Source organism: Luteipulveratus halotolerans (genome assembly GCF_001247745.1).
GTDB lineage: Bacteria > Actinomycetota > Actinomycetes > Actinomycetales > Dermatophilaceae > Luteipulveratus > Luteipulveratus halotolerans.
The window spans coordinates 2353872-2377722 of sequence record NZ_LAIR01000002.1 but is presented as its reverse complement, the minus strand read 5'-3'; the positions used below and the strand labels follow the sequence as shown (position 1 = coordinate 2377722).

The following is a 23851-nucleotide window of genomic DNA, read 5'->3' as shown; positions in this document are numbered from 1 at the left end:
GACTGTGCGTCAGTATGCCTGCTCGTACTGACGCGGCAGGGCATGGTCGGCGTTCCGGTCGGCTCGCGCCACCTGCACCTCGACCGCTCGTCCGCGACGGACGAGCACCCCGCGACCCGGCACCCGCCGCCGTACGTCGGGCAGGCGCGTCCCGAACACCTCGCTGTCGTGGCGGTCGGGTTGCAGCACGATGCCGCACTGACGGCGGCGCAGCTCGTGGGCGACACCGCGGAACGCGCCCGTCATGTCGCTGGTGGTGCCCGCGGCGAGCAGGGCGCCGCCGCTCGTCCGGATGAGGCGCAGGTGCTCGACCGCCATCTCGTGCACGTGGTCGTGGGCGATGCGTTCGAGGTCGTCGAGCACGAGCACCGTGCCCGGATGCTGCTCGAGGTGCTGCCAGACCGCCTGCGTGTCGTCCCACGGCAGGTGGGTGGCGCCCGCCGGCAGGCTCTCCGGCGGTGCGCCGCCGGACAGCCACAGCACGCGACCCGGGTCGTCGAGCCCGTGCACGAGGGTCTCCAGCGTGGTCGTACGACCGCTGCCGGACGGTCCGCACACCAGCACGGCGAGGCCCCAGGCCGGGTCCGGGGTGATCGTGGCCGCCGTGAGGTCGTCGCCGCTCACCCCGACCACGAGCTCGCCGGGCTGAGCAGTGAGGCCGGTGATGGAGACCTCGTCGGGGAGCGATGCGAACCGGCGGGGCGGCTGGGCGGTCGAGGGTGCGCAGCGGTCGACGACCCGGGCGACAGCAGCGGCCTGAGCGCGCCCGGACGGGTCGGTGTCCAGCAGCGCGAGCTGGACCTCGTGGGCGTCGGGCAGCAGCAGGGCGCGCCCGGGCGGCATCTCGACCGGCACCTGCTGCGGCCGCAGACCCGCCATCATCAGGTCCATCTCGTCGGCCATGCGCAGGACGAGCCGATGCTGCAGGAACCCGGCCACGCGTGATGAGAGCAGGGACCGTCCACCGGTCACGAGGACGTGCACGCCGACGCCGACCCCGTCGCGCAGGACCTGCTGCACGTCGTCGACCACCCGGCCGGCCTCGACCATCTCGTAGGTCTCGGTGAACGCGTCCCAGCCGTCGACGACGACCAGGAGCCGGGGGAGCGCTTGTCGGCCGGCGGCTGTCCGGGAAGCACGGTGCTCGTCGATGTCGGTGTGCTGCTCGGTGGCGAGCACGCTCTGGCGACAGGCGATCTCCTCGACCAGCCAGGTGATCAGCCGTACGCACGCGCCCTCGTCGTCGCGGCCGACCACAGCACCCACGTGGGGCAGCGCCGCCAGCCCGCCGAGCGAGCCGCTGCTGTCGATGACGTAGACGTGCAGGTCGTCGGCCGACGTCGCCGAGGCGAGGTCGCAGGTGATGGTGCGCGCAGCCGTCGTACGCCCGCTGCGGGGCCCGCCGATCACGGCGAGGTGGCCGCTCGCGAGGCTCCAGGCGAGGGCGTCCTGTCGTTGCAGGTGCGGGAGGTCGACCAGGCCCAGGCGAGCCTGGCCGTCGCGCGCAGGTACGCCGTCCTCGTCCGGGGCGTCGACGAGCCGGTGGCTGCCGCCCAGGTCGGCCACTGAGCATGCGGCGGGCAGCTGGGGCAACCAGGGCGAGGCGACGCGAGTGACGCCACACCGGTCGGCTGCGTGCAGGGCCGCGTCGACGAGGCGCTGCAGGTCGGTGGGACCGTCCGGTTCGTCAGCAGTGGCGTCGAGTGCTGCGGGACGTCCCGAGACCGGGTCGACGGGTCGGACCTCGACGGCGCCGGCCGCGTCGAGTGCGTGCCCGCCGACGCGTGCTGCCTGGAACGTCACGAGCGGGGAGGACGCCGACCGCATGATCGCCCGACCCGGAGTCGCCGTCGAGATGGATGCTGCAGCCGTGGACTCGATGACGTCGTCGGAGTCGCCGCTGTCGCGTACCCGCAGCGCGATGCGCAGGTTGACGTTGGCGCGGATGTCGGTCGAGACCACACCTGCCGGTCGCTGGGTGGCCAGCACGAGATGGATGCCGAGCGACCGGCCGACCGCGGCGATGCGCACGAGCCCGTCGATGAAGTCGGGCAGCTCTTCGGCGAGCACCCGGAACTCGTCGATGACCAGGACGAGTCGGGGGAGTGGTTCGGCGTCCGAGATCCGTTGGTAGTCCTCGAGATCCTTGGCGCCTACTGCACCGAGGAGCCGCTCACGCCGGTGCACCTCGGCGTCGAGGGAGGCGAGCGCGCGCTGGGTCAGGTGCGCGTCGAGGTCGGTGACCAGACCGACGGTGTGTGGCAGTCGCGCGCAGTCCTTGAAGGCTGCGCCGCCCTTGTAGTCGACGAGGACGAAGACCATCTCGTCAGGCCGGTTGCCGACCGCGAGCGAGGCGATGAGCGTCTGCAGGAGCTCGGACTTGCCCGACCCGGTGGTGCCGGCGATGAGCGCGTGCGGACCATCGACGGCGAGGTCGACGACCACACGACCCTCACCGCTCAGCCCCAGGAGGGCGCGCGTCGTACGGCCCGATCCCGACGACCAGCCTGCGGCCAGGGCATCGGGGCTCGTGATGTCCGGGGTGAGGTCGAGAAGCCTTGCTGCAGAGGGCGGTTCGGCGTCGGACTCGCTCGGGGTGGCGTCGACCAGGGCGATGAGATCGGCGGCGACGGCGAGCTCCCACCCGGCGCCGGGCAGGTCGGGTCGGAAGGCCTGGTCGATCTCGCCACGAACCTGGCCCCGACCCGGAGCGCTGATCTCGACGGTGACCTCGCAGGCCGGTGGCAGGTCGGTGTGGGCGTCGTCGACCGCCACGACGGCCGCCCCGTGAGATGCACCGTGCGTCAGCACGCCGGAGAGGGTGGAGTGCGTGGCCAGCCGTCGCGCGCCGTCGAGGACGACGACCGTACGAACGTGGTCACGCTCGGTCGTGCGCAGCCGTTCCTCGGGGGCCACCGCCAGGTGCGAGAGCGATGCGGCGATCAGCTCGTCGTCGATGCCCGCGACGAGGACGAGCGGCCCGGCGCCCGACGACAGGTGATCCAGTGCACGCGCCCAGCGCCACCGGGCGAGGTCACCGGTGGACGCCACGACCACAACCAGCCGGACGTACAACGGCGAGTGCAGCGCACAGATCTGACCGACGAGCGCAGTCGCCGCGCGTCGGCGCAGGGGCTGCGGGCCGCACAGCCCGACCACGCGGTGCCGGTCCAGCGGTACGACGACCGGGCACGCGCTCGCCGTACGCTCGCGGGTCTCGTGGCCCGGGTCGTGCTCCACGACGCCGACCTCGACCTCGCCGGTGCCGACCCGCCACCACAGGTGATCGGCGTCGGTCGGGCGTCGTGGCCACACCCGCTGCCGCGCGGTGGTCGCGCGCAGCTCGGCCAGGTCGGGTGCGAGCCGTCGCCGCAGCGCCACCGCCTCGGCGACGGCGTCGTCGGAGCGTTGTGCAGTCACCTCGCGGTCGCGCTCGTACTCCGCCTGCTCGCGGCGGTGATCGGCGCGTCCACTGCGGCGGTCGTGGAGGTACTGGCCGAGCATCATGACCGGGCTCATCAGCCCGAAGCCGAGCATCATCATGCTTTTCATCGCGACGGCCATCACGAGGGCGACCGGGATGGGCAGCAGCACCATCAGCCAGGGCAGGCGGTCGCGGCGGTGGTCGGCCGGCGGCTGCGGCAGCGTGAGCTCGACGGTCGGCAGCCGCACCGGGTCGCGTGGGGCCCGGTGGACCGCGACACGTCCGGCGACGGCTTCGACGTGTGTGTGCCGAACCGGGGGCTGCAGCCGAAAAGTGCTGCCACCAGCCGTGATCCGCTGTGCGACCCGGACCTCTGTGGCCGCGCCGGGCACGAGCGCGTCACCGTCGACGCGCGTGCCGTTGGTCGAGCCGAGGTCGGTGGCCTGGACGTGGCCGTGGGCGATCTCGAGCAGCAGGTGGCGACGCGACAGATCGGGATCGGCGACGGCCACACCGCCCGGTGCCGCACGGCCGATGAGGACGGCGGACGTGCCGAGGGGGTGGGTCGTGCCGGCGTCGGGGCCCTCGGCCGTGGCGACCTCGAGCAGCGCGGGTGACCGGTCGGGGCGAGGCCGGTCGGACAGCACCGCGCCGTGCCGCAGCACGGTGCTGCCGAACACTGCGTCCTCCGTGACGGCCGCGGCGCCGGCGTACACCTGCTCGGGCAACGGGACGTGCTCACGTAGGTGTGCTCGCAGCTCGCGCCAGGTGGTGTCGGTGGTGGCGGTCACGAGCACCTCGTGACTCGCGGCACCGGAGCTGAGCACCAGGCGCAGGAGAAGCGTTGCGGTGGTTGCGGACTCGCCGGTTGTCGTGGGCACGCGCCGAAGTATCGGCGGGCGGAGCCGACGCTGCAGGAACGCCTGTGGACAACAGTGCGACGGCCAGGCCGAAAGGTAAAACGTTGGTCAAGAGATCTGTGGACAACGCCACAGCGGCTCCCAGGTGGCTTTCATGTGCCGGGCGCTGTCAGCGGACAGCGCGTCGCAGAGTGAGGGGTGCATGGAGGGGATCCAGCTCATCGAGGGCGAGGTCCGTGAGCTCATCCGTCGTCAGCGCCTCGACCCGGCGCGTGACCACGGTGTGCTGCGGGACCTCGTCCGCGACGTCGTCCAGGACTACGAAGAACGCAGCCTGCACGGCGGTCTCGCACCGCTCACCGACCGCGACGCGGCGACTCGGACGGTGCTCGACGCCGTCGTCGGCTACGGCCCGCTGCAGCCCTACCTCGACGACCCGACGGTCGAGGAGATCTGGATCAACGAGCCCGCAAGGGTTTTCGTCGCTCGCGGGGGCGTGCCCGAGCTGACTCCGACGATCCTCACCGACGAGCAGGTCAAGAACCTCGTCGAGCGCATGCTCAAGCCGTCCGGTCGTCGGATCGACCTGTCGTCGCCATTCGTGGACGCCGCACTGCCGGACGGCTCACGCCTGCACGTCGCGATCCCCGACGTCACGCGGGCGCACTGGATGGTCAACATCCGCAAGTTCGTCGTGCGTGCGCACGGCCTGGACGACCTCGTGCGGATGGGCACGATGACCCCGTCCGCTGCACGCTTCCTGTCCGCTGCGGTCTCGGCCGGTCTCAACATCCTGGTCGCCGGGGGCACCCAGGCAGGCAAGACGACGATGCTGAACTGCCTTGCGGCTGCTATCCCTTCGCACGAGCGCGTGGTCTCCTGCGAAGAGGTCTTCGAGCTCAAGCTGCCGTTGCGCGACTGGGCCGCGATGCAGTGCCGCCAGGCCAGCCTGGAGGGCACCGGCGAGATCCCGCTGCGACGCCTCGTCAAGGAGGCGCTGCGGATGCGGCCCTCGCGCATCATCGTCGGCGAGGTCCGTCAGGAGGAGAGCCTCGACCTCCTCATCGCGCTCAACAGCGGCCTGCCTGGCATGTGCACGATCCACGCCAACAGTGCCCGCGAGGCCGTCATCAAGATGTGCACCCTGCCACTGCTGGCCGGCTCCAACGTGAGCAGCCGGTTCGTCGTCCCGACCGTCGCGAGTGCAGTCGACGTCGTGGTGCAGGTCGCTCTCGAGCGCGACGGTCGCCGCCGTGTCCGAGAGATCGTCGCCCTGCCCGGTCGGGCCGAGGGCGACGTCGTCGAGATCGCCGAGCTGTTCGTGACGCGTGACGGCCAGCTGGTCCGTGGTGACGGGTTCCCGCCCCACCAGGAGCGATTCGCGCGCGCCGGCTTCGACGTGGCCGACCTGCTGAGGACCGGGCTGTGAGCGGCGCACTCGTCGGGCTCATCCTGGGGCTCGGGCTGTTCTGCGTGTGGTGGTCGTGCTGGCCGCGCACCGAGCAGACGGTCGAGAGCACCGGACCGTCGTACGCCGACCGCCTTACCGACGAGATCGTCCAGGCGGGGATGCCTGCGCTCACGATCCCGCGGCTCGTGATGGCCTGTGCCGCAACGGGACTCGTCGTCGGAGTGCTGGCGCTCGGCATCAGCGGAGTGCTCGCGATCGGCGTGGTCGGCGCGCTCGCCGGTGGCTATCTGCCCCTCGGCGTGGTGCGGTCGCGAGCCCGGCGGCGCCGGCACGCGCTGCGTGACGTGTGGCCCGACGTCGTCGACCACATCGCCTCGGCCGTACGCGCGGGGCTGGCTCTCCCGGAGTCGCTGAGCCAGCTCGCGATTCGCGGCCCCGAAGAGCTGCGGCCGGCGTTCGCGGACTTCGCCCAGGACTACCGCGCAACCGGCCGATTCCACGAGTGCCTCGACGCGTTGAAGGTGCGGTTGAGCGATCCGGTGGCCGACCGGCTCATCGAGTCGCTGCGCATCGCCCGCGAGGTCGGTGGCACGGACCTGGGGCGACTACTGCGTACGTTGTCGTCGTTCCTGCGGGAGGACGCTCGCACGCGCGCTGAGCTCGAGGCGCGGCAGAGCTGGACGGTCAACGCCGCCCGCCTCGCGCTCGCCGCGCCCTGGATCGTGCTGCTGATGCTCGCGACTCGCGGTTCGTCACTCGATGCATACCGTGAGCCGGCCGGTGTCGTGGTCCTGATCTTCGGCGGGACGGTGTCGTTCGCGGCGTACGCGATCATGCGCCGGATCGGTCGGCTGCCCGAAGAAGTGCGGGTGCTGCGATGACCGGCACTGCGTGGTCGTGGCCCGGGGCGCTCGTCGGGCTCACGGTGGGCATCGGGCTGCTGCTCGTGGTGCGCGGACTGCCGATGCGCCGACGGGCCGACCTCAACGCTCGTCTCGAGCCCTACGTGCGCGACAGCCCGCGACCCTCACGACTGCTGGTGTCCGATGTCGCCGACCTTCAGGTGCACCGCGCCCTCGCTCCCGGGCTGCACCGCCTCGGCGCGATCGTCGGTCAGGTGCTGGGCGGCTCGGCGTCCGTACGACGGCGCCTGGAGCGAGCAGGTCAGCCCACGGATGTCGAGGGCTTCCGCGCGCAGCAGGCGTTGTGGGGCGTGGTCGCCGGCATCATCGGCACGGTGCTGATGTCGTTGCGGTGGCTCAGCAACGGCACCAGCCTCGGAGGCGCGCTCGCGGTCGTGTCGATCTCGGTGTGCATCGGTGTGGTCGCCCGCGACCAGATGCTGAGCCGAGCAGCCAGTCAACGCGAGCAGCGCATCCTGGCCGAGTTCCCTTCTGTCGCAGAGATGCTCGCGCTCGCGGTGACCGCAGGCGAGGGAGCTGCGGCGGCACTCGACCGGGTGGCGAGACTCTCGTCCGGAGAGCTGTCCGGAGAGCTGCAGCGCTGTCTGGCCGACGCCCGCGCAGGTGCGACGCTGCCGGAGGCGCTGCAAGGCCTGGCCGACCGCACCGGCATCTCGAGCCTGGCCCGGTTCGTCGACGGTGTTGTCGTGGCCGTCGAGCGCGGGACACCGCTCGCCGACGTCATGCGTGCTCAGGCCCAGGACGCCCGCGACGCGAGCAAGCAGCAGCTGATCGAGGAGGGCGGCAAGCGCGAGATCACCATGATGATCCCGGTCGTCTTCCTGGTGCTGCCCGTGACCATCCTGTTCGCCATCTACCCGGGTCTCAGCGAGCTGCGCCTGTCGTTGTGACCCACCGTCGTCGATCCGCACCGACGACGAATCCGCCTCACTGTCAACACTTTTGGAGGAATCATGCAGACCAACCGCACACTTCGTGACCGGGTGACCCGAGCGCTGGTCTCGGCACGGGTCCGGGTCACCGACCGCGCCGAGCGCGAGCGCGGCGACGTGCCGGGCTGGGTGCTCATCACCTTGATGACCGCCGGCATCGTGACCGCACTGTGGGCCATCGCCGGCCCCGCGCTGGAAGGCATGTTCAGCCGCGCCGTCGAGGGCGTCAAGGGCCCGAAGTGACCCAGCGCCTCGGCACGCGAGCCGGGGCGCGAGAAGTCCGACGGGGTGTCCGGCGTGACCGCGGCTCTGCGGTCGCGGAGTTCGCCATGGTCAGCGGGCTGGTGATCGTGCTGTTCCTCGCGGCGTTCCAGCTGGGGTTCGCGCTCTACGTGCGCAACACCCTGATCGCGCACGCCAGCGAGGGCGCCCGCTACGGCGCCCGTGCCGACAGCTCGCCCGCGGCCGGAGCAGAGCGGGCGCGCAGCCTCATCAAGGGGAGCGTGTCGAGCCGGTTCGCGCGAGACGTCCGGGCCGAGCGGGTCTCGGAGGGCGGCGCGGCCGTCGTACGCGTGACGGTCGTCGCGCCGATGCCGGTGCTCGGACCGTTCGGTCCGGGGGATGAGCTCACGGTGTCGGCCCGTGCGTACGCGGAGGACCAGTGAGCGTGCTGAAGCGGCTGCTGCGACGCCGCGAGCGGGGGAGTGCGGTGGTCGAGTTCATCGTGCTCGGCGTGCTGATGACGCTGCCGGTGTTCTACCTCGTCGTGGCGCTCGCGCGGCTGCAGGCGGGCACGTACGCCGTCGCGGCAGCCTCCCGTGAGGCGGGCCGTACCTACGTCACGGCCTCGTCGGAGTCCGAGGGTGCGGCGCGCGCCCAGGTCGCGGGCCGGATGGCGTTCCAGGACCAGGGTTTCGAGCAGGGCACGGTGAGCGTGTCGTGCGATGCGAGCCCGTGCCTGACGCGTGACGCGCTCGTGCGCACCCGCGCCGTCGTCGAGGTCCGCCTGCCACTCGTGCCCGACCTGCTCGCGGGCGTGCTGCCGACGAGCGTGACCGTCAGCGCCGACCACACCGAACGGGTCGACCGGTTCGGGGCGGCGAGATGAGACGGCTGCAGCGCCGGTTGCGTCGTCGCGGCGACGAGGGCCGCATCTCGATCCTCATCGCCGGGTTGTTCGCGCTGCTCGCGATCCTGGTGATGGGCGGCGTCGACGTGACGGCCGTCCAGCTCGCGCGGATGCACCTCATCGACGTCGCCGACGCCGCGGCGTCGGATGCGGCCGACTCCATCGACCCGGCGTCGGTCTACAGCGGTGGCGTCGGCACCAGCCTGCGCCTCACCGATCAGTCGGTCGGCCGTACGGCGCACGACAGCCTGGCGCTGCAGCAGATGCCGTCGCACATCACCTCGTGGGGCGTCGTCGAGGGCACGGGCACCCCGGACGGCTCGACGGCCGTCGTGCGCGTGCGTGGCAACGTGCGACCGCCGCTGCTCGGCGGGCTGCTCGGGTTCATGGAGCCCGACATCTCGATCACCGTCGAGTCCCGCGCCCGCGCCGACGTGTCGCCCTAGCCGCTGCCGTCGCCGGATCTCGTCAGCCCACAGCGGACCCCGTTCACTCCCATCACGAAAGCCGATATGTTGCGCCCACTTTCAGCAGTTCCACTCATCGCCGCCACCCTCGTGGCCAGCGCTGTCCTCACCGCGTGCGGTCAGGAGAGCGGCACGGGTTCCCGCCCGTCCACGACGACCACGCCCTCGGCACCCAAGACGCTCACGCTCGCGGAGGCGCGTGCGGCGATGACCGACTACGACCGCCGCAACAACGCGGCCATCGTGCGCGCGGGTGCGCCGGCGTACGACGAGTCCGCCTGGAGCGCGGTGGACACCGAGACCACGCTCGCCGGGGACGTCTACGGAACTCGGGTCAAGAAGGCCAAGCGCGCCCCCGCGGACAGTGGCGGAGCCGGCTTCTCGCACGACGTCCGAGCAGTGCACGGTGGTGGTGCGCGCTCGGCCGACGGCCAGGGCCGGTGGGCGCTGGTCGACGTCGGCACTGAGACGGCCGAGGGCAAGACCTGGCGGTCGATGGTCGCGATCGTGCCGGCGACTGTCGCCGGGTCGTGGAAGATGTCGGCCTCGATGTCCGGCCCGGCGCAGATCCCGATCCCGAAGGTGGTTGCGGGGGCTGTCCTCACCGCACCGCAGCGCCAGCAGCTCGCCAACATGGTGCCGACGGTGATCCGGTCGATCTACGTCGGCAACGACGACGACCTCCAGCAGAACGGCCTGATCACGGCGCTGCGTCGGCGGACCAACGCCGAGGAGACCCCGGGCGACAAGGCCACTCACGGATGGTCCGGCACGACCGACTGTCGTCCGTGGGGCACTCCGAAGGGCACGGACGCCAGTACGGCGGTGGTCGTCGGCACACCGGCTCTGCGGGTGGCCCGCGCCCAGTCAGCCACGCTGGGAGTGCTCAGCCTGGACTGCGAGGTCACCGTCCAGGACGCCGACGGGGACCGCAAGATCAAGCTCGAGAAGGCGTACGCCACGGCCGAGGGTGACGACGGGTCGTTCAAGGAGCGCTATGTCCGCCGATTCGTGGTGAGCCTGCTGGTCAGCACTCCCGACCAGGGAAAGCCCGTGGTGATCGCGAGCTCGGGTGCGTACGCGGTGCCACAGGGGCGCTGACCTGGCTACGCCGGACCCGGCGCGTGCGGTCGGGCGGCCGGTCGTCGTACGACGTCGATCGCCCGACCGCGTAGGCTGACTCCTCGTGGCTGTCGACTTCCCTGTAGAGATCAAGAACCTGCGCACCACCATGGGGACGGTGCGTGAGGTCAGCGACCTCGACGCGCTGCGCGCCCAGATCACCGACCTCGAGGCCCAGTCGGCCGCGCCCGACCTGTGGGACGACCCCGACAAGGCCCAGCAGGTGACGTCCACGCTGTCGCGGGCCAAGGCCGAGCTCGACCGCGTCGAGAACATGGACAGCCGCATCGAGGACCTCGAGACCCTTGTCGAGATGGGGCAGGAAGAGGACGACGCCGAGACCCTGGCCGAGGCCGAGAAGGAGCTCGAGGCGGTCAAGAAGGCCGTCGGCGAGCTCGAGGTCCGCACGCTGCTGTCCGGCGAGTTCGACCAGCGCGAGGCCGTCATCACGATCCGCGCCGGCGCCGGTGGTGTCGACGCCGCCGACTTCGCCGAGATGCTCATGCGCATGTACCTGCGCTGGGCCGAGCGCCACGGATACCCGACCAAGGTGATGGACACCTCGTACGCCGAGGAGGCCGGCCTCAAGAGCGCGACGTTCGAGGTCAACGTGCCCTACGCGTACGGCAACCTGGCCGTCGAGGCCGGCACCCACCGCCTCGTGCGCATCAGCCCGTTCGACAACCAGGGCCGGCGGCAGACGAGCTTCGCCGCGGTCGAGGTCGTGCCGCTCATCGAGACCACCGACGCGATCGAGATCCCCGAGAACGAGCTCAAGATCGACGTCTTCCGCTCGTCGGGGCCGGGTGGTCAGTCGGTCAACACCACCGACTCGGCCGTGCGCATGACGCACATCCCCACCGGCACCGTCGTGTCGATGCAGAACGAGAAGTCGCAGATCCAGAACCGCGCCGCCGCGCTGCGCGTCATGCAGTCCCGTCTGCTGCTGCTGAAGAAGCAGGAGGAGGACGCGCAGAAGAAGGAGCTCGCCGGCGACATCAAGGCCAGCTGGGGCGACCAGATGCGCTCGTACGTCCTGCACCCCTACCAGATGGTCAAGGACCTGCGCACCGAGCACGAGGTCGGCAAGACCGACGCGGTGTTCGACGGTGACATCGACGACTTCATGGAGGCCGGCGTCCGCTGGAAGCGTGCGCAGGAGCGCGAGAAGGACTGAGCCGCAAGGCTTTTCGTACGCCGGTCGCTCGCCTCAGGACGTCACTGTCACCGCGACCGCCGGTGCTGCGCTGAGCACGCTGCCGACCACCCGCGCCTCGTAGCGGCCGGTCGGCAGTCCCGGTGGTCCGCCGTCGGCGCCGCACCGAGGCGAGTCGATGCTCGGATGGTCCTGCGAGCACGACGTGTACGTCGTGAGTGCCGACATCGGGACCCGCGTGGTCCCCGAAGCGATGCGCAGCGGCTGAGACCCGCAGTCCGCGGTGAAGGCCGGGCTCGTGTCGATGCCGTGGCCGACCAGCTGCACGGCGTGCTTGGGCGTGCAGTCCGGGCCGCCTGGCACAGTCCCTGACCACAGGTCGACCGCCCGGCCGGTCGGGTTGATCACGACGACCGCCCCCGTGAGCGTCTTGCAGGCGCGAACCGTCGTGCGCGGCAGCTCCAGCCGGACCTGCAGACCCTCGGGTGTGACGCCGGTCGGTGCGGCAGCCGGAGTCGTCACCGACGGGCGTGCCGACGAGGAGGGCGACGTCGGCGTACCCCGTTCAACCTGCTGCTCGCCGCAGGCCGTCATCCCTGCCGCCACGACGAGCGCGACCGTGCACACCGTGCGTCTCATGCAGGAAGGACGCCCAGCACCGGGGCCAGGTTGATCACGAGCCGGTCTCAGTCACGGGTGCGGGGGAGGACGAGCCCCGTCTCGTACGCCAGCACCACCAGCTGAGCGCGATCGCGGGCGTGCACCTTGGTCATCGCGCGGCTGACGTGTGTCTTGGCGGTGGTGGCGCTGATGACCATGTGGTCGGCGATCTCGTCGTTGGACAGCCCTTGACCGACGAGCGCGACCACCTCACGCTCGCGTGGAGTGAGGACGTCGAGCGCGTCGGAGGCGACGCGGGCGGCCGGGCGTGACACGAACTCGCTGATGAGCGTGCGCGTGATGCCGGGCGACAGCAGGGCCGCACCCTCGGCGACGACGTGCAGGGCCTGCAGCAGATCAGCGGGTTCGGTGTCCTTGACCAGGAAGCCGCTCGCCCCGGCGCGCAGCGCGGTGAAGACGTACTCGTCGAGGCCGTAGTTGGTGAGGATGACGACCCGCGACGTGCTCAGGCGGTCGTCGCCGACGATGCGGCGAGTGGCCTCGATGCCGTCGAGCCGCGGCATCTGCACGTCCATCAGCACGATGTCGGGCCGGTGCTCGACGGCCAGCTCGTGGGCGGCGGCGCCGTCGCACGCCTCGGCCACCACCTCGATGTCGTCCTCGGCGTCGAGCAGAGCGCGCAGGCCGGTGCGGATGAGCGCCTGGTCGTCGGCGAGCAGGACCCGGATCATGCGAGCGCCTCGGGCAGGGGCAGCTCGGCACGCACGGTGAACCCGCCGTCCGGGCGCCCCTGAGCGACCAGCCGCCCGCCGAGCGCCGACGCACGCTCGCGCATGCCGATGAGACCGAGCCCGGGGGTCGGCGTACCGCCGGGATGGCCGCGGCCGTCGTCGTCGACCTGGAGGGTGAGGCGGTCGGCGGCGTACGTGATGGTGACGGTGGCTGACGCCGGACCGGCGTGCCGGGCGACGTTGGTGAGCGACTCCTGCACGATGCGGTACGACGCGCGGTCGATCTCGTCGGGCAGTGCGCGGGTGCGTCCGTGCGTGCGCAGGTCGGTGGGGACGCCGGCCGCGGTCGCCCGGTCGACGAGTCGTGGCACCGCTGCGAGCCCGTGCGACGAACCGCCCTCGTCGCTGCGCAGCACGCTCAGGGTCTGCCGCAGCTCGCGGGCCGCGTCGCCGGCGGCTTCCTCGATCGCGGCGAGCGCAGGGGGCACCGGGTCGCCGTTCTTCTGGGCGAGGTGGCGTGCGACGCCGGCCTGCACCTTGATCACCGAGATGCTGTGGGTGAGCGAGTCGTGCAGCTCGCGGGCGATGCGTACGCGCTCCTCAGCGGTACGCCGCGCAGCCTCCTCGTGGGCGCGCTCGGCCTCGGCCGCGCGGTTCTCGACCTCGGTCACCCGTTGGTGCCAGCGCCGGAACGCGACGACGGTCGCGACCTCGGTGAGGAACCACCCGGTCGCGTAGAAGCGCCTCCAGCCCCGATCAGTACGCACGTGCCGAGCCTAGGCGGGCCGGTCCGAGCAGCGCGTCCTGTCACAGATGTACGTCCGGCGTACGTCTCCTGGGGTGTACGGGCCTGCGCCGCCCGTCGTCGGCCGCAGCCTCAGGTGTCGTCCGGCGGCGGACGACGTGCAGCCGCGCACCGGCGAGCGTGGACCCGTGCACCGCCGAGCCCGCTCGGTGCTCAGACGCAGTCCGAACGACAAGGAGCCCGCCATGTCCACAGCAGCACGAGTTCTCGCACCACCGGCACCCGACGAGCTCGGGGAGGTGCTCGTGCCCGGCGACCCGGCGTACGACGACGCAGCCCGCACCTTCTTCGCGGCAGGCACCCCCGACGTGGTCCTGCGGCCGCGCGACGTCGCCCAGGTGCAGGCTGCCGTGCAGTACGCCGTCGCTGCCGGCCTGGAGATCTCGGTGCGGTCCGGCGGCCACTCCGGTGCTGGGCTGAGCACGCACACGTCAGGCGCCGTGATCGACCTCGCGCATCTCGACGGCATCGACGTCGACCCTGCCCGTCGCCTGGTCCGCGTGGGCGTCGGCGCCACGTGGGGCGCCGTCGCCGACACGCTGCAGGAGTACGACCTCGGCATCAGCTCGGGCGACACCCGCAGCGTCGGGGTCGGTGGGCTCGCGCTCGGCGGTGGGATCGGCTGGATGGTGCGCGAGCACGGCCTCACCATCGACGCGATCGTCGCCGCGCAGGTCGTCACGGCGGACGGCGCGGTGCACGAGATCGACGAGACGCACGAGCCCGACCTGTTCTGGGCGGTTCGTGGCGGCGGCGGCAACGTCGGCGTCGTGACCCGCCTGGACCTGATCGCGCAGCCGGTGGCCGGTGTGCAGTTCGGGACGATCACCTACGCCGTGGCCGATGTGCCGTGGCTGATCACGCGCTGGCGCGACGTGATGCGCGCCGCCGACCGCCGTCTCTCGAGCACGCTGGTGCTGATGCCCGGGATGATGGGCAACGCGCCATCGGTGCTGCTCACCGTGTGCTTCGCCGACGATGACGAGGCCGGCGCCGATGCCGCGATCGAGCCGCTGCTCGGCATCGGTGAGGTGCTGCGCTGCGACCTGGCCCAGCTGCCCTACGCGCAGGTGCTCGCCGACGAGCAGGGCCTCCCGCCCGGACTGCGGATGGTCGTCCGCAACGCCCTTCCGTCGGAGCTGACCGACGACCTGGTGTGGGCGATCGACAAGGCGTGGACCGATCGCGACGTCATGGTCGCGCTGCGCAGCCTCGGCGGCGCGGTCGCCGACGTCGCGCCGGACGCGACGGCGTTCGCGCACCGCGACGCGGAGGTCATGCTGCAGATCGGCGGCGTGGTTCCTCCCGGCGCCCCTGACCCGCTCGCGTCGCGCTGGCCGGCGGTTGCCGCGCAGGCCGAGGGAGGGGCGTACGCGGGCTTCCTCAGCACGGCTGACGCGGACGACGTGGCTGCGGTGTTCCCCGAGCCCACCCGTCGTCGCCTCGCGCACACCAAGGCGGAGTACGACCCGGCCAACGTGTTCCACCGCAATCACAACGTGCCGCCGGCGACGCACGAGGAGGCCTAGCCCCACGTCAGGGTGCGCGCACCCGGGCCGCTGAGCTGGGGGAGGGCCGCCGAGCGTCGTCCGGTCGCGAGCAGGAGGAGCGCTGCGGTGCTGCCGGTCACCACCGGCCCGGCGCCTCGCGTCCACGACGTGTCGGTGGCCTGCAGCGTCACGCCCCGCAGCCGGCGTCGGGCGAAGAACGGCCAGCCCATCGACCAGACCCGGTCGAGCGCGAGCGTCGCCGCCTCCAACGGCATCGCGCGCTCGCGGCCGAGCGGCACGACCATGTCCTGCGCGTGGACCAGGACGTCGAGCAGTGGTTCGAGTGGTGTCTCACCATCGGCGCCGTCCGGTGGGAACCGACCATCTGCCGCAGGCTCGCGCTGAGCTCGGGCACGGGCGCGCGGTGCCGCACTGCGGTGTCGTGCACCATCCGGTCGAAGCTGCCTCGCGCCCGGACCAGCTCGCGTGCTGCTGTGCGCGCCGAGGTGTGCGCCAGCGCGAGGTGAGCGGCCACATCGCGCACCGTCCACCCCTCGCACAGTGACGGGGTCGCGAGCTCAGTGGCCGAGAAGTCGTCGACGAGGTCGGCGACCTGGCTGCGCTCGCGGTCGATCGTCTGCCACACGGCGGAGAGATCAGAGCCTTCGAGGCGCATCTCGACTCCTCGTTCGAAGTACGATGATCGAACTATTTTCGTTCGATGGTCGAACCACTGTCAAGAGGTGTGCGTATGGCGTCCGACGGCCCCGGTATCGGCCTGCTGTGCTTCGTCGTCGGGCGGGCCATGGAGACGCGGGTCATGGCGGCGATCCAGGAGGCCGGGTACGACGACATCACCCTCGCGCAGAGCCGTGCGTTCGCACGCGTCGGCGCCGACGGCACCCGCGTCACCGACCTGGCCGAGCAGGCCCGGATCACCAAGCAGACAGCCGTGTTCCTGGTCAACCAGCTCGAGCAGGCCGGCTACGTCGAGCGGGTCGTCGACCCTGCCGACGCGCGGGCCCGGCTCGTGCGACTGGCCCCGAGGGGCCGCCGCCTTCAGCAGGTCGCCCGACGCGTCGAGCGACAGCTCGAGCGCGAGTGGGCGACGCACCTCGGAGCCCGTGATGCGGCTGCGCTGCACCGCATCCTCACCGATCTGCGCGAGGTGACCGACCCGTACGCCTGAGTCGGCGTCCGTCGGCGTGGCACCGCCCGCCGGTGCGCTGGGGCACCTACCGTGTGGATCGCCTGCCAGGGCAGCGTCCCCACTGCCCGCGAACCTCAGAGGTTGCCCCGCCCGATGATTCGTCTCGACAACGTCACGATGCGCTACGACAAGCAGAGTGCACCCGCCCTCAAGGACGTGACACTCGAGGTCGACCGGGGCGAGTTCGGGTTCGTCGTCGGTGCGTCCGGGTCGGGCAAGTCCACGCTCATGCGCCTCATCACCCACGAGCAGGTGGCGACCGCCGGCACCGTGCTCGTCGCCGGGCGCGACCTGCGCGAGCTGCCCGAGCGGAAGGTCCCCGCACTACGCCGGGGGATCGGTGTGGTGTTCCAGGACTTCCGGCTGCTGGACAACAAGACCGTCGCCCAGAACGTCGCGTTCGTGCTGCAGGTGCTGGGCCGCCGCCGCCACCACATCAAGCAGATGGTGCCCGAGACGCTCGACCTGGTCGGCCTCGACGGCAAGGCCGACCGCATGCCGCACGAGCTGTCCGGCGGTGAGCAGCAGCGCGTCGCGATCGCCCGCGCCGTCGTCAAGAAGCCCGCGATCCTCCTCGCCGACGAGCCGACCGGCAACCTCGACCCCGACACCAGCCTGGAGATCGTCCGGCTGCTCGACCGCATCCACAAGACCGGCACCACGGTGCTGGTCGCCACTCACGACCACGGCATCGTCGACCAGTTCCGCAAGCGGGTCATCGAGCTCGAGCGCGGACGACTCGTCCGCGACGAGGCCGTCGGCGGCTACGGCACCGACCGGCGTACGGCCGAGGCCACCGAGGGTGAGGACTGATGCGTCTGCAGTTCATGCTCAGCGAGATCTGGGGCGGCCTGCGTCGCAACGCGGCCATGGTCGTCTCGGTCGTGCTGGTGTCGATGGTGTCGATGTTCTTCCTCGGCTCAGGGGTGCTCGCGCACCGCCAGGTCGACACCGCCAAGGGCTACTGGTACGACAAGGTCCAGGTCTCGGTCTTCCTGTGCACCGCCCAGTCCACCGACGTGCCCTCGTGCGCTGATGGTGCCGTGAGCGCCGCCCAGCGCGACCAGATCAAGCGCGACCTGCAGAGCCTCGACCCGCTCGTCGAGCACGTCTACTACGAGAGCTCGGCGCAGGCGTACACCCGGTTCAAGGAGCAGTTCCGCAACAGCCCCTACCTGGGCAGCATCGACCAGAAGGCCATGCCCGAGTCCTTCCGGGTCAAGCTGTCCGACCCGACCCGCTTCGGCGAGGTGGTCTCGGCGTTCGACGGTGCGCCCGGGGTCGAGGCGGTCAGCGATCAGCGCAAGGTGCTGGACACCTTCTTCGACCTGCTCAACGTGCTGTCGGTCGGCTCCGTCGCGCTCGCGGTGGTGATGCTGATCTGCTCGATCCTGCTCATCACCACCACGATCCGGCAGGTGGCGTTCACCCGCCGCAGGCAGGTCGGCATCATGCGGCTCGTGGGCGCCTCTGCGCTCACCATCTATCTCCCGTTCGTCGTCGAGACGGTGCTCGCAACCCTCATCGGCTCGGCGCTCGCGGTCGGTCTGCTGTGGGTGCTGGTCCACTACGGCGTCTCCGGTCTGCTCGACAGCGGACCGGGCGGGGCGGGGCTGATCAGCCTCATCGGCGAGGGCGACGTGTGGACGCTGGCCCCTTGGCTGCTCATCGGCGGGTTCGTGCTCGCCGTCGTGACGTCGTGGATCACACTGCGGCGCTATCTCAAGGTCTGACGAAGTGAGGTCCGTGATGACGCGACTGCGGCGTACGACGGTCGGTCTGGTCACCGCCGGACTGCTGCTCGGCACGGCCGGCACTGCACTTGCGGACGACCCGGGCTCCCAGAAGAAGAAGGTCGACCAGGCGATCACCTCGTCGGTCAAGGACCTCGACCTGGTCTCGAGCGACCTGACCAAGGCGGTCTCGGCCCTCAACGCCACCAACGGCAAGGTCACGGCCGCCCGGACGACGTTCAACCGCGCCGAGGGCGAGCTGCGCTCGGCCACCAGGCACCACAACGACGTCGCCGGACAGCTCAAGGTCGCCCAGAGCGACGAGACCAAGAACACCAACGCGCTCAAGGCCAACCAGCGTGCGCAGGGGCGCACCAAGGTGCTGGTCGGCGGCCTCGCGCGGCAGACGTACATGCAGGGCGGGATGGGCCGCCTCGAGATGACCTTGCAGGTGCTCTCGTCCGGCGGCTCCGAGGTCACCGACAACCTGTCGCTGGCCGACATCGTGCTGCGACAGCAGAACGGTGTCCTGCACCGGCTCTCGGGCCAGCAGGCTGCGGGGACGGCGACGGGCAACCGGCTCACGGCGATCCGCACCCGGGTGGCCGGGCTGAAGCGCGAGTCGTCCGCCGCCGTCACCCGCGCCAGCAGGGCGCGCAACAGCGCCGCCCGGGCCAAGACCGCGCTCGAGGGGCTGCAGCGCACCCAGGCCGCGGCGGCCACCACGCTCAAGGCGCGCAAGGACAAGGAGCTCGCCGACCTGCGCTGGCTGCGCGGTGAGTCGACACGGTTGCAGCGGGTGCTCGACGCGCGTGCCCGGGCCCGCGCCAAGGCGGCGCGCGGGCGGCCCGCACCGGCGGCGCCCGCGCCGGGCAGCGACGGCCACTTCCTGGCCGGACCGGCACCCAAGAGCCAGATCGCCTCGCCCTTCGGCTACCGGATGCACCCGATCCTGGGCATCCGGATGCTGCACGCCGGAGCCGACTTCGCCTTCGGGTGCGGTGCGCCGGTCTACGCCTCCGCCGCCGGTGACGTCGTCGAGGCCGGGCACAACAGCATCGCCGGCAACAACATCGTCGTCGACCACGGCCAGGTGAGCGGCCGCTCGCTGGCCACGCAGTACGAGCACCTGAGCGCGTTCGCCGTCCGCAGCGGCCACGTCAGCAAGGGACAGCTGATCGGTCGGGTCGGCGCCACCGGGCGTGCCACGGGGTGCCACCTGCACTACGCCGTGCTGTCCAACGGCCAGTACGTCGACCCGGCCGGCTACATCGGCTGACCACCCGGGAATCGCGTGGAGCCCGCGTGCCTTGGACAGGTACGGTAGGGCGCTGCGAACCCCGCGGACGGGCACTCAGCCCGCCCACCGTCGTACCTGCCCGGAAGGAGGCGCCGCCATGGCCACCAAGAAGAAGGCGCGTGACGACGACACCTCCAACAAGGTCGTCGCCCGCAACCGCAAGGCCCGTCACGACTACCTCATCGAGGACACCGTCGAGGCCGGCCTGGTGCTCATGGGCACCGAGGTCAAGTCGCTGCGCATGGGTCGCGCGTCCCTGGTCGACGGGTTCGCCAGCGAGCAGAACGGCGAGCTGTGGCTCGAGGGGGTGCACATCCCCGAGTACGTCCAGGGCACCTGGACCAACCACGCCGCCCGCCGCAAGCGCAAGCTGCTCATGCACCGCCACGAGATCGACAAGCTGATCCGCAAGAGCCAGGAGGCGGGGCACACCCTGATCCCGCTCGAGCTGTACTTCAAGGACGGCCGGGTCAAGGTCGAGATCGCGCTCGCCAAGGGCAAGAAGCAGTACGACAAGCGCGAGACGCTGCGTCGGCGTACCGATGAGCGTGAGGCCGAGCGCGCGATGCAGGTTCGGCTCAAGCGCGGAGGCTGAGCTCGGCCCGTCTATAGGCTGACCGCCATGCGTCGGATGTTGGCCGCGGTCGCGGCTGCCCTGGGGGTCCTGGCACTGCTCGTCATCGCACCGGTGGGAGCCGCGTCCGCCGCACCCGGTGAGCGCATCCTGTCCTTCGAGGCGGAGTACGACGTGCAGCCCGACGGGTCGGTCGAGGTCACCGAGCACCTGACCTGGCAGTTCGCCGGTGACCAGTCGCACGGCATCAAGCGCAACATCATCACCTCGCAGGGCTACGACCCCGACCCGGCCAAGTACAGGGCGTACCCCATCAGCGACGTCCGTGCGTCCAGCCCGACGGGCGCCCCGGCTGACGTCGACCAGCAGCAGTTCGGTGCCAACACCGTGCTGCGCATCGGTGACCCCGACGAGACGGTGAGCGGCACCCAGAAGTACGACATCTCCTACACCCTCGGCCACGTCGTCAACGCCCAGCCCGAGCACGTCGAGCTCTACTGGAACGTCACCGGCGCGCAGACCTCGATCCCGACCGACCGCGTCAGGATCACCGTCCGCGGTCCGGGCGCTGTGACCAAGGCGGCCTGCTACTACGGCCTCACGCAGGAGTCCAAGCAGTGCACCGCCACACCGGGCCAGGCGGCGACGTACACCGCTCAGGGCCTGCAGGGCTGGGAGCAGGTGACGGTGGTCGCCGCGTTCGCCAAGGGCGGTTTCACCAGCACCGCACCCGAGCTGCGCGAGGGCAGCCCCGACTCCTATGACAAGGACGACCGCGGGCAGCTCGGCGACAGCCTGACCCCCGATCAGCGCCGCGCGCTGCAAGGCGTCTCGATCGGTGCCGGCGTCGCACTGCCCGCGCTCGCGGCCTCCGCGATGGGGCTGCTCGTCTGGAAGCGCGGCCGCGACGAGCGTTATGCCGCAGCCGTTCCCGGGCTCACGCCGCTGCCCGGCCAGGACGAGCGCGTCGTACGCGGCAAGGGCCCCGCGCCCGCGGTGCAGTTCCAGCCGCCGCAGGGCGTGCGACCCGGCCTGATGGGCACGGTCATCGACGAGGACGCAGGCACCGTCGACGTCAGCGCGACGGTCGTCGACCTCGCGGTGCGCGGCTACCTGCAGATGAAGGAGGTCGAGTCCGGCGGCCTGTTCAAGAGCACCGACTGGGAGCTCACCCGTACCCGTTCGCAGGCCGAGGAGCCGCTGATGGACTACGAGCAGGTCGTCCTCGACGGCCTGTTCAAGAGCGGCGACGTGGTCCGGCTGTCCGAGCTGAAGAACCACTTCGCCGCGACGCTGCAGAGCGCGAAGTCGTACATGTATCTGGAGACGACCCGACGTGGGTGGTTCCGCAAGTCGCCCGAGGCCACCCGCGGCCGCTGGCGTGCGGTCGGGTTCCTGCTGATCGGCGCCGCGATCCTCGGGTTCTTCGTGCTCCCGACGATCATGCGCGCGGCGGTCGGCATCCCGATCGGCCTGGGCATCGCCGGGTTCATCGTCCAATGGATGGGCAAGCACATGGCCGCCAAGACGGCTGAGGGCTCGGCCGTCACGGCGCAGAGCCTCGGCTTCCGCCAGTACCTCGAGACCGCCGAGGCCAACCAGATCAAGTTCGAGCAGGCCGAGCAGATCTTCAGCCGATACATGCCGTACGCCGTCGTGTTCGGGATCGCCGACCGCTGGGCCGCGACGTTCGGCCGGGTCGCCGAAGCGGCTGCGGCTGCTGGCCGTCCACTCGTGATGCCGCTCTGGTACATCCCGCTCGGCACCGGCTTCCCCAGCTTCGGAGGCATCGCCGAGGGCGTCGACTCCTTCGGGACGATGGCCGCCGGCACGTTTGCCTCGACGCCCGGTTCGTCCGGTGGCAGCGGCTTCGGCGGAGGCGGGTTCTCCGGGGGCGGCGGGTTCAGCGGCGGCGGTGGCGGAGGCGGCGGCTCCAGCTCGTGGTGATGGCCTGAACGGTTCATGTGGTCACACCGTGAGCCCCGCGTCACGTCGTGACCACATGAACGGTGTCGTGCGCGCAGGCGGCGCGCTCAGGTGGGATCGATCACCGCGATGAGGTCGCCGCCGTTGACGTGCGCTCCGTCCTCGACAAGTGAGACCACCCGCCCGGAGAACGGTGCGCTGATGGGCGCCTCCATCTTCATCGCCTCGATCGTGACGACGAGCGTGCCTCGTTCGACGACCTGGCCGATCTCGACCAGGGGAGTGGCCACTCCGGCGAACGGTGCTGCGACCTGGCCCGACGCAGACAGGTCGGCGCGCTGGGCCACCGCGACGTCGTACCGGATCTGCGAGGGCATGTCGGCGAGCCTAGCCCGGTTACGACGAGGGCCGGGACGCCGTGTGCGCCCCGGCCCTCGCCGGTGGTTCCCCCGATCGACCGGTCAGCCGACGTGCACGGCCTCCTGGCCGTCGGTCGCCAGCTCCTCGTGCTTGACGTTGAGGAAGATGAACGTGGCGATCGCGCCGATGAGCAGCATGCCCGCCGCAACCCAGAAGCCCTGGGTCGAGGCGAACGTCTGAATCTCCGGGCCGTACTGAGCCTGGAACTGCTTGGCCGCGGCTGCCTTCTCAGCAGCGGTGTGCGGGGCAGGCAGACCCTTCGCCTGGGCCTGCTGCATGACCTGGGCCATCAGCTCCTTGCCCTTGTCGGTGGCGGCGCTGGAGAAGACGGTCGACAGGGCGGCCACGCCGACGGCGCCACCGATCTGCTGAGCGGTGTTGAGTGCGGACGCCGCTGCGCCGGAGTCGTTCGCGCTGATGCGGGCCGTCGACGTCATCGTGAGCGGGATGAACAGGAACGCCATACCGATCGACTGGACGACGATCCACGGCAGCAGGCCGGAGACGTAGGTGCTGTCGACCGTCAGGTGGGTGTAGCCCCACATGCCGAACGCCGCGAGCAGGCCACCGGAGCCGGCGATCCAGCGCGGGTCGACCCGGCTGAGCAGGTTGGACGCGATGCCCGCGCCGATCGCGATGCCGACGCTGAACGGCAGCAGCGACAGACCGGCCTTGACCGGCGAGTAGCCGAGCACCTGCTGGATGAACAGGCCGAGGAAGAAGAACATCCCGAACATCCCGGCGCCGACGAGCAGCATCGCGAACAGGCTGACCGCGCGGTTGCGGTCACCCAGGATGCGCATCGGCAGCAGCGGGTGCTTGGCGCGCTGCTCGACGAGGACGAACAGGCCCAGCAGGGCGATTCCGCCGATCAGGGGTACGAGGGTCTGCCAGTCTCCCCACGAGGCGCCCTGCTCCGCGGCGTGCGACAGGCCGTAGACGATGCCGAACAGGCCGGCGGTGCCGACGACCGCACCCGGGACGTCGACCGTGGCGTCGCGGCCCTCGGACTCGACGAGGTATCGAGGAGCCAGTGCGGCGACGAGCAGGCCGATCGGCACGTTGACGAAGAACGTCCAGCGCCAGTCGATCTCGGTGAGCACTCCACCGAGGATCAGGCCGACGGCAGCACCGGCACCGGACATCGCGGCGTACACCGCCATGGCGCGGTTGCGCTCCTTGCCAGCGGGGAAGGTGGTGTTGATCAGCGCCAGTGCGGCCGGTGAGGCGAGCGCGGCGCCGGCGCCCTGGAGTCCACGCGAGGCGAGCAGCAGCTCTTCGTTCGGTGCGATCCCGCCGAGCAGTGAGGCGACGGCGAACAGCACGACGCCCCAGAAGAACATCCGGCGGCGACCGAACAGGTCACCGAGGCGTCCGCCGAGCAGCAGCAGGCTGCCGAACGCGAGGGCGTACGCGGTGACGACCCACTGACGGTTGGCGTCGGTGAAGCCGAGGTCGCTCTGGATGTGGGGCAGGGCGATGTTCACGATGCTCGCATCGAGCACGATCATCAGCTGGGCACTGGCGATGACCACCAGTGCGAGCATCAGGTTGCGCGAGGAGCCGGTCTGCTCCTGCTGCCCTGACGCTGTTTCGACAGACGTCGACATGGCGGGT

At 71.1% G+C, this 23851-nt stretch carries 24 protein-coding genes; 16 read left to right on the top strand and 8 right to left on the bottom strand.

Translation table 11 applies throughout. The annotated features are described in order from the left end of the window. Positions 1 to 9: 9 nt before the first annotated feature. Positions 10 to 4305: an FtsK/SpoIIIE domain-containing protein gene (locus VV01_RS11985; RefSeq protein ID WP_082220950.1), complete on the bottom strand. Its 4296-nt coding sequence runs from the start codon at positions 4303 to 4305 to the stop codon at positions 10 to 12. Positions 4306 to 4486: 181 nt separating this feature from the next. Between VV01_RS11985 and VV01_RS11980 the strand changes: the two genes are divergently transcribed. From VV01_RS11980 to prfB, 9 genes are all read left to right on the top strand, one after another. Then, positions 4487 to 5713, top strand: coding sequence for a CpaF family protein (locus VV01_RS11980; RefSeq protein ID WP_050670085.1), 1227 nt, complete (start codon positions 4487 to 4489; stop codon positions 5711 to 5713). Then, complete coding sequence (locus tag VV01_RS11975; protein ID WP_050670084.1) at positions 5710 to 6576, top strand: type II secretion system F family protein; 867 nt, start codon at positions 5710 to 5712, stop codon at positions 6574 to 6576. Before VV01_RS11980 ends, VV01_RS11975 begins: the two co-directional genes overlap by 4 nt. Beyond that, a complete protein-coding gene (locus VV01_RS11970) occupies positions 6573 to 7508 on the top strand; it encodes a type II secretion system F family protein (RefSeq protein WP_050670083.1) in 936 nt (311 codons plus the stop codon). The genes VV01_RS11975 and VV01_RS11970 overlap by 4 nt, the downstream gene beginning before the upstream one ends. 63 nt (positions 7509 to 7571) lie before the next feature. After that, positions 7572 to 7793, top strand: a complete 222-nt coding sequence (locus VV01_RS11965) for a hypothetical protein (RefSeq protein WP_231635222.1) — start codon at positions 7572 to 7574, stop codon at positions 7791 to 7793. Continuing rightward, complete coding sequence (locus tag VV01_RS11960) at positions 7790 to 8215, top strand: TadE family protein (protein WP_071606363.1); 426 nt, start codon at positions 7790 to 7792, stop codon at positions 8213 to 8215. The genes VV01_RS11965 and VV01_RS11960 overlap by 4 nt, the downstream gene beginning before the upstream one ends. Beyond that, on the top strand, positions 8212 to 8658 hold the full coding sequence (locus VV01_RS11955; RefSeq protein WP_050670081.1) for a hypothetical protein: 447 nt from the start codon (positions 8212 to 8214) through the stop codon (positions 8656 to 8658). Before VV01_RS11960 ends, VV01_RS11955 begins: the two co-directional genes overlap by 4 nt. Then, on the top strand, positions 8655 to 9125 hold the full coding sequence (locus tag VV01_RS11950; protein ID WP_050670080.1) for a pilus assembly protein TadG-related protein: 471 nt from the start codon (positions 8655 to 8657) through the stop codon (positions 9123 to 9125). Before VV01_RS11955 ends, VV01_RS11950 begins: the two co-directional genes overlap by 4 nt. A 111-nt stretch (positions 9126 to 9236) precedes the next feature. Then, positions 9237 to 10247, top strand: a complete 1011-nt coding sequence (locus VV01_RS11945) for a hypothetical protein (RefSeq protein WP_050670079.1) — start codon at positions 9237 to 9239, stop codon at positions 10245 to 10247. Positions 10248 to 10332: 85 nt separating this feature from the next. Further along, the gene (gene prfB / locus VV01_RS11940; RefSeq protein WP_050670078.1) at positions 10333 to 11445 is read left to right on the top strand and encodes a peptide chain release factor 2; all 1113 of its coding nucleotides are present in this window, start codon (positions 10333 to 10335) and stop codon (positions 11443 to 11445) included. Between the two features lie 33 nt (positions 11446 to 11478). Here the strand turns inward: prfB and VV01_RS11935 are convergent, their stop codons facing one another. From VV01_RS11935 to VV01_RS11925, 3 genes are read right to left on the bottom strand one after another with little or no spacing between them, the layout of a single operon-like run. Then, positions 11479 to 12063 (bottom strand): hypothetical protein, encoded by a 585-nt coding sequence (locus VV01_RS11935; protein ID WP_157508817.1) that lies wholly within the window; start codon positions 12061 to 12063, stop codon positions 11479 to 11481. A 47-nt stretch (positions 12064 to 12110) separates the two neighbouring features. Continuing rightward, complete coding sequence (locus VV01_RS11930) at positions 12111 to 12776, bottom strand: response regulator (RefSeq protein WP_050670076.1); 666 nt, start codon at positions 12774 to 12776, stop codon at positions 12111 to 12113. Beyond that, a complete protein-coding gene (locus VV01_RS11925; protein WP_050670075.1) occupies positions 12773 to 13543 on the bottom strand; it encodes a sensor histidine kinase in 771 nt (256 codons plus the stop codon). Before VV01_RS11925 ends, VV01_RS11930 begins: the two co-directional genes overlap by 4 nt. Before the next feature lie 223 nt (positions 13544 to 13766). Between VV01_RS11925 and VV01_RS11920 the strand changes: the two genes are divergently transcribed. After that, a complete protein-coding gene (locus VV01_RS11920) occupies positions 13767 to 15110 on the top strand; it encodes an FAD-binding oxidoreductase (protein WP_071606559.1) in 1344 nt (447 codons plus the stop codon). On the opposite strand, the gene VV01_RS23880 is transcribed toward VV01_RS11920, so the two are convergent. Next, positions 15107 to 15370 carry a hypothetical protein gene (locus VV01_RS23880; RefSeq protein ID WP_197275221.1) on the bottom strand — a complete coding sequence of 88 codons (264 nt, stop codon included), beginning with the start codon at positions 15368 to 15370 and terminating at the stop codon, positions 15107 to 15109. The two genes, VV01_RS11920 and VV01_RS23880, sit on opposite strands and share 4 nt — an antisense overlap. Further along, entirely contained in the window at positions 15259 to 15747 is a 489-nt protein-coding gene (locus VV01_RS24925) for a maleylpyruvate isomerase family mycothiol-dependent enzyme (protein WP_197275032.1), read from the bottom strand. Before VV01_RS24925 ends, VV01_RS23880 begins: the two co-directional genes overlap by 112 nt. A gap of 75 nt (positions 15748 to 15822) precedes the next feature. Here VV01_RS24925 and VV01_RS11910 point away from each other — a divergent pair, with 75 nt between their 5' ends. The 6 genes from VV01_RS11910 to VV01_RS23875 all read left to right on the top strand — a co-directional run bounded on the left by VV01_RS11910 (position 15823) and on the right by VV01_RS23875 (position 21835). Continuing rightward, positions 15823 to 16260, top strand: coding sequence for a MarR family winged helix-turn-helix transcriptional regulator (locus VV01_RS11910; RefSeq protein WP_050670073.1), 438 nt, complete (start codon positions 15823 to 15825; stop codon positions 16258 to 16260). A 114-nt stretch (positions 16261 to 16374) separates the two neighbouring features. Continuing rightward, complete coding sequence (gene ftsE / locus VV01_RS11905) at positions 16375 to 17094, top strand: cell division ATP-binding protein FtsE (protein ID WP_050670072.1); 720 nt, start codon at positions 16375 to 16377, stop codon at positions 17092 to 17094. Next, positions 17094 to 18014 carry a permease-like cell division protein FtsX gene (gene ftsX / locus VV01_RS11900; RefSeq protein WP_050670071.1) on the top strand — a complete coding sequence of 307 codons (921 nt, stop codon included), beginning with the start codon at positions 17094 to 17096 and terminating at the stop codon, positions 18012 to 18014. The genes ftsE and ftsX overlap by 1 nt, the downstream gene beginning before the upstream one ends. A 16-nt stretch (positions 18015 to 18030) precedes the next feature. Then, positions 18031 to 19293 (top strand): M23 family metallopeptidase, encoded by a 1263-nt coding sequence (locus tag VV01_RS11895; RefSeq protein WP_050670070.1) that lies wholly within the window; start codon positions 18031 to 18033, stop codon positions 19291 to 19293. Positions 19294 to 19411: 118 nt separating this feature from the next. After that, entirely contained in the window at positions 19412 to 19909 is a 498-nt protein-coding gene (gene smpB, locus VV01_RS11890; RefSeq protein ID WP_050670069.1) for an SsrA-binding protein SmpB, read from the top strand. 27 nt (positions 19910 to 19936) lie between these two features. Beyond that, positions 19937 to 21835, top strand: coding sequence for a DUF2207 domain-containing protein (locus VV01_RS23875; protein ID WP_050670068.1), 1899 nt, complete (start codon positions 19937 to 19939; stop codon positions 21833 to 21835). Positions 21836 to 21921: 86 nt separating this feature from the next. Here VV01_RS23875 and VV01_RS11880 read toward each other — a convergent pair whose 3' ends face one another. Continuing rightward, the gene (locus VV01_RS11880; protein ID WP_050670067.1) at positions 21922 to 22191 is read right to left on the bottom strand and encodes a biotin/lipoyl-containing protein; all 270 of its coding nucleotides are present in this window, start codon (positions 22189 to 22191) and stop codon (positions 21922 to 21924) included. 84 nt (positions 22192 to 22275) lie between these two features. Continuing rightward, entirely contained in the window at positions 22276 to 23844 is a 1569-nt protein-coding gene (locus tag VV01_RS11875) for an MFS transporter (protein ID WP_050670066.1), read from the bottom strand. Between the last annotated feature and the right edge of the window lie 7 nt (positions 23845 to 23851).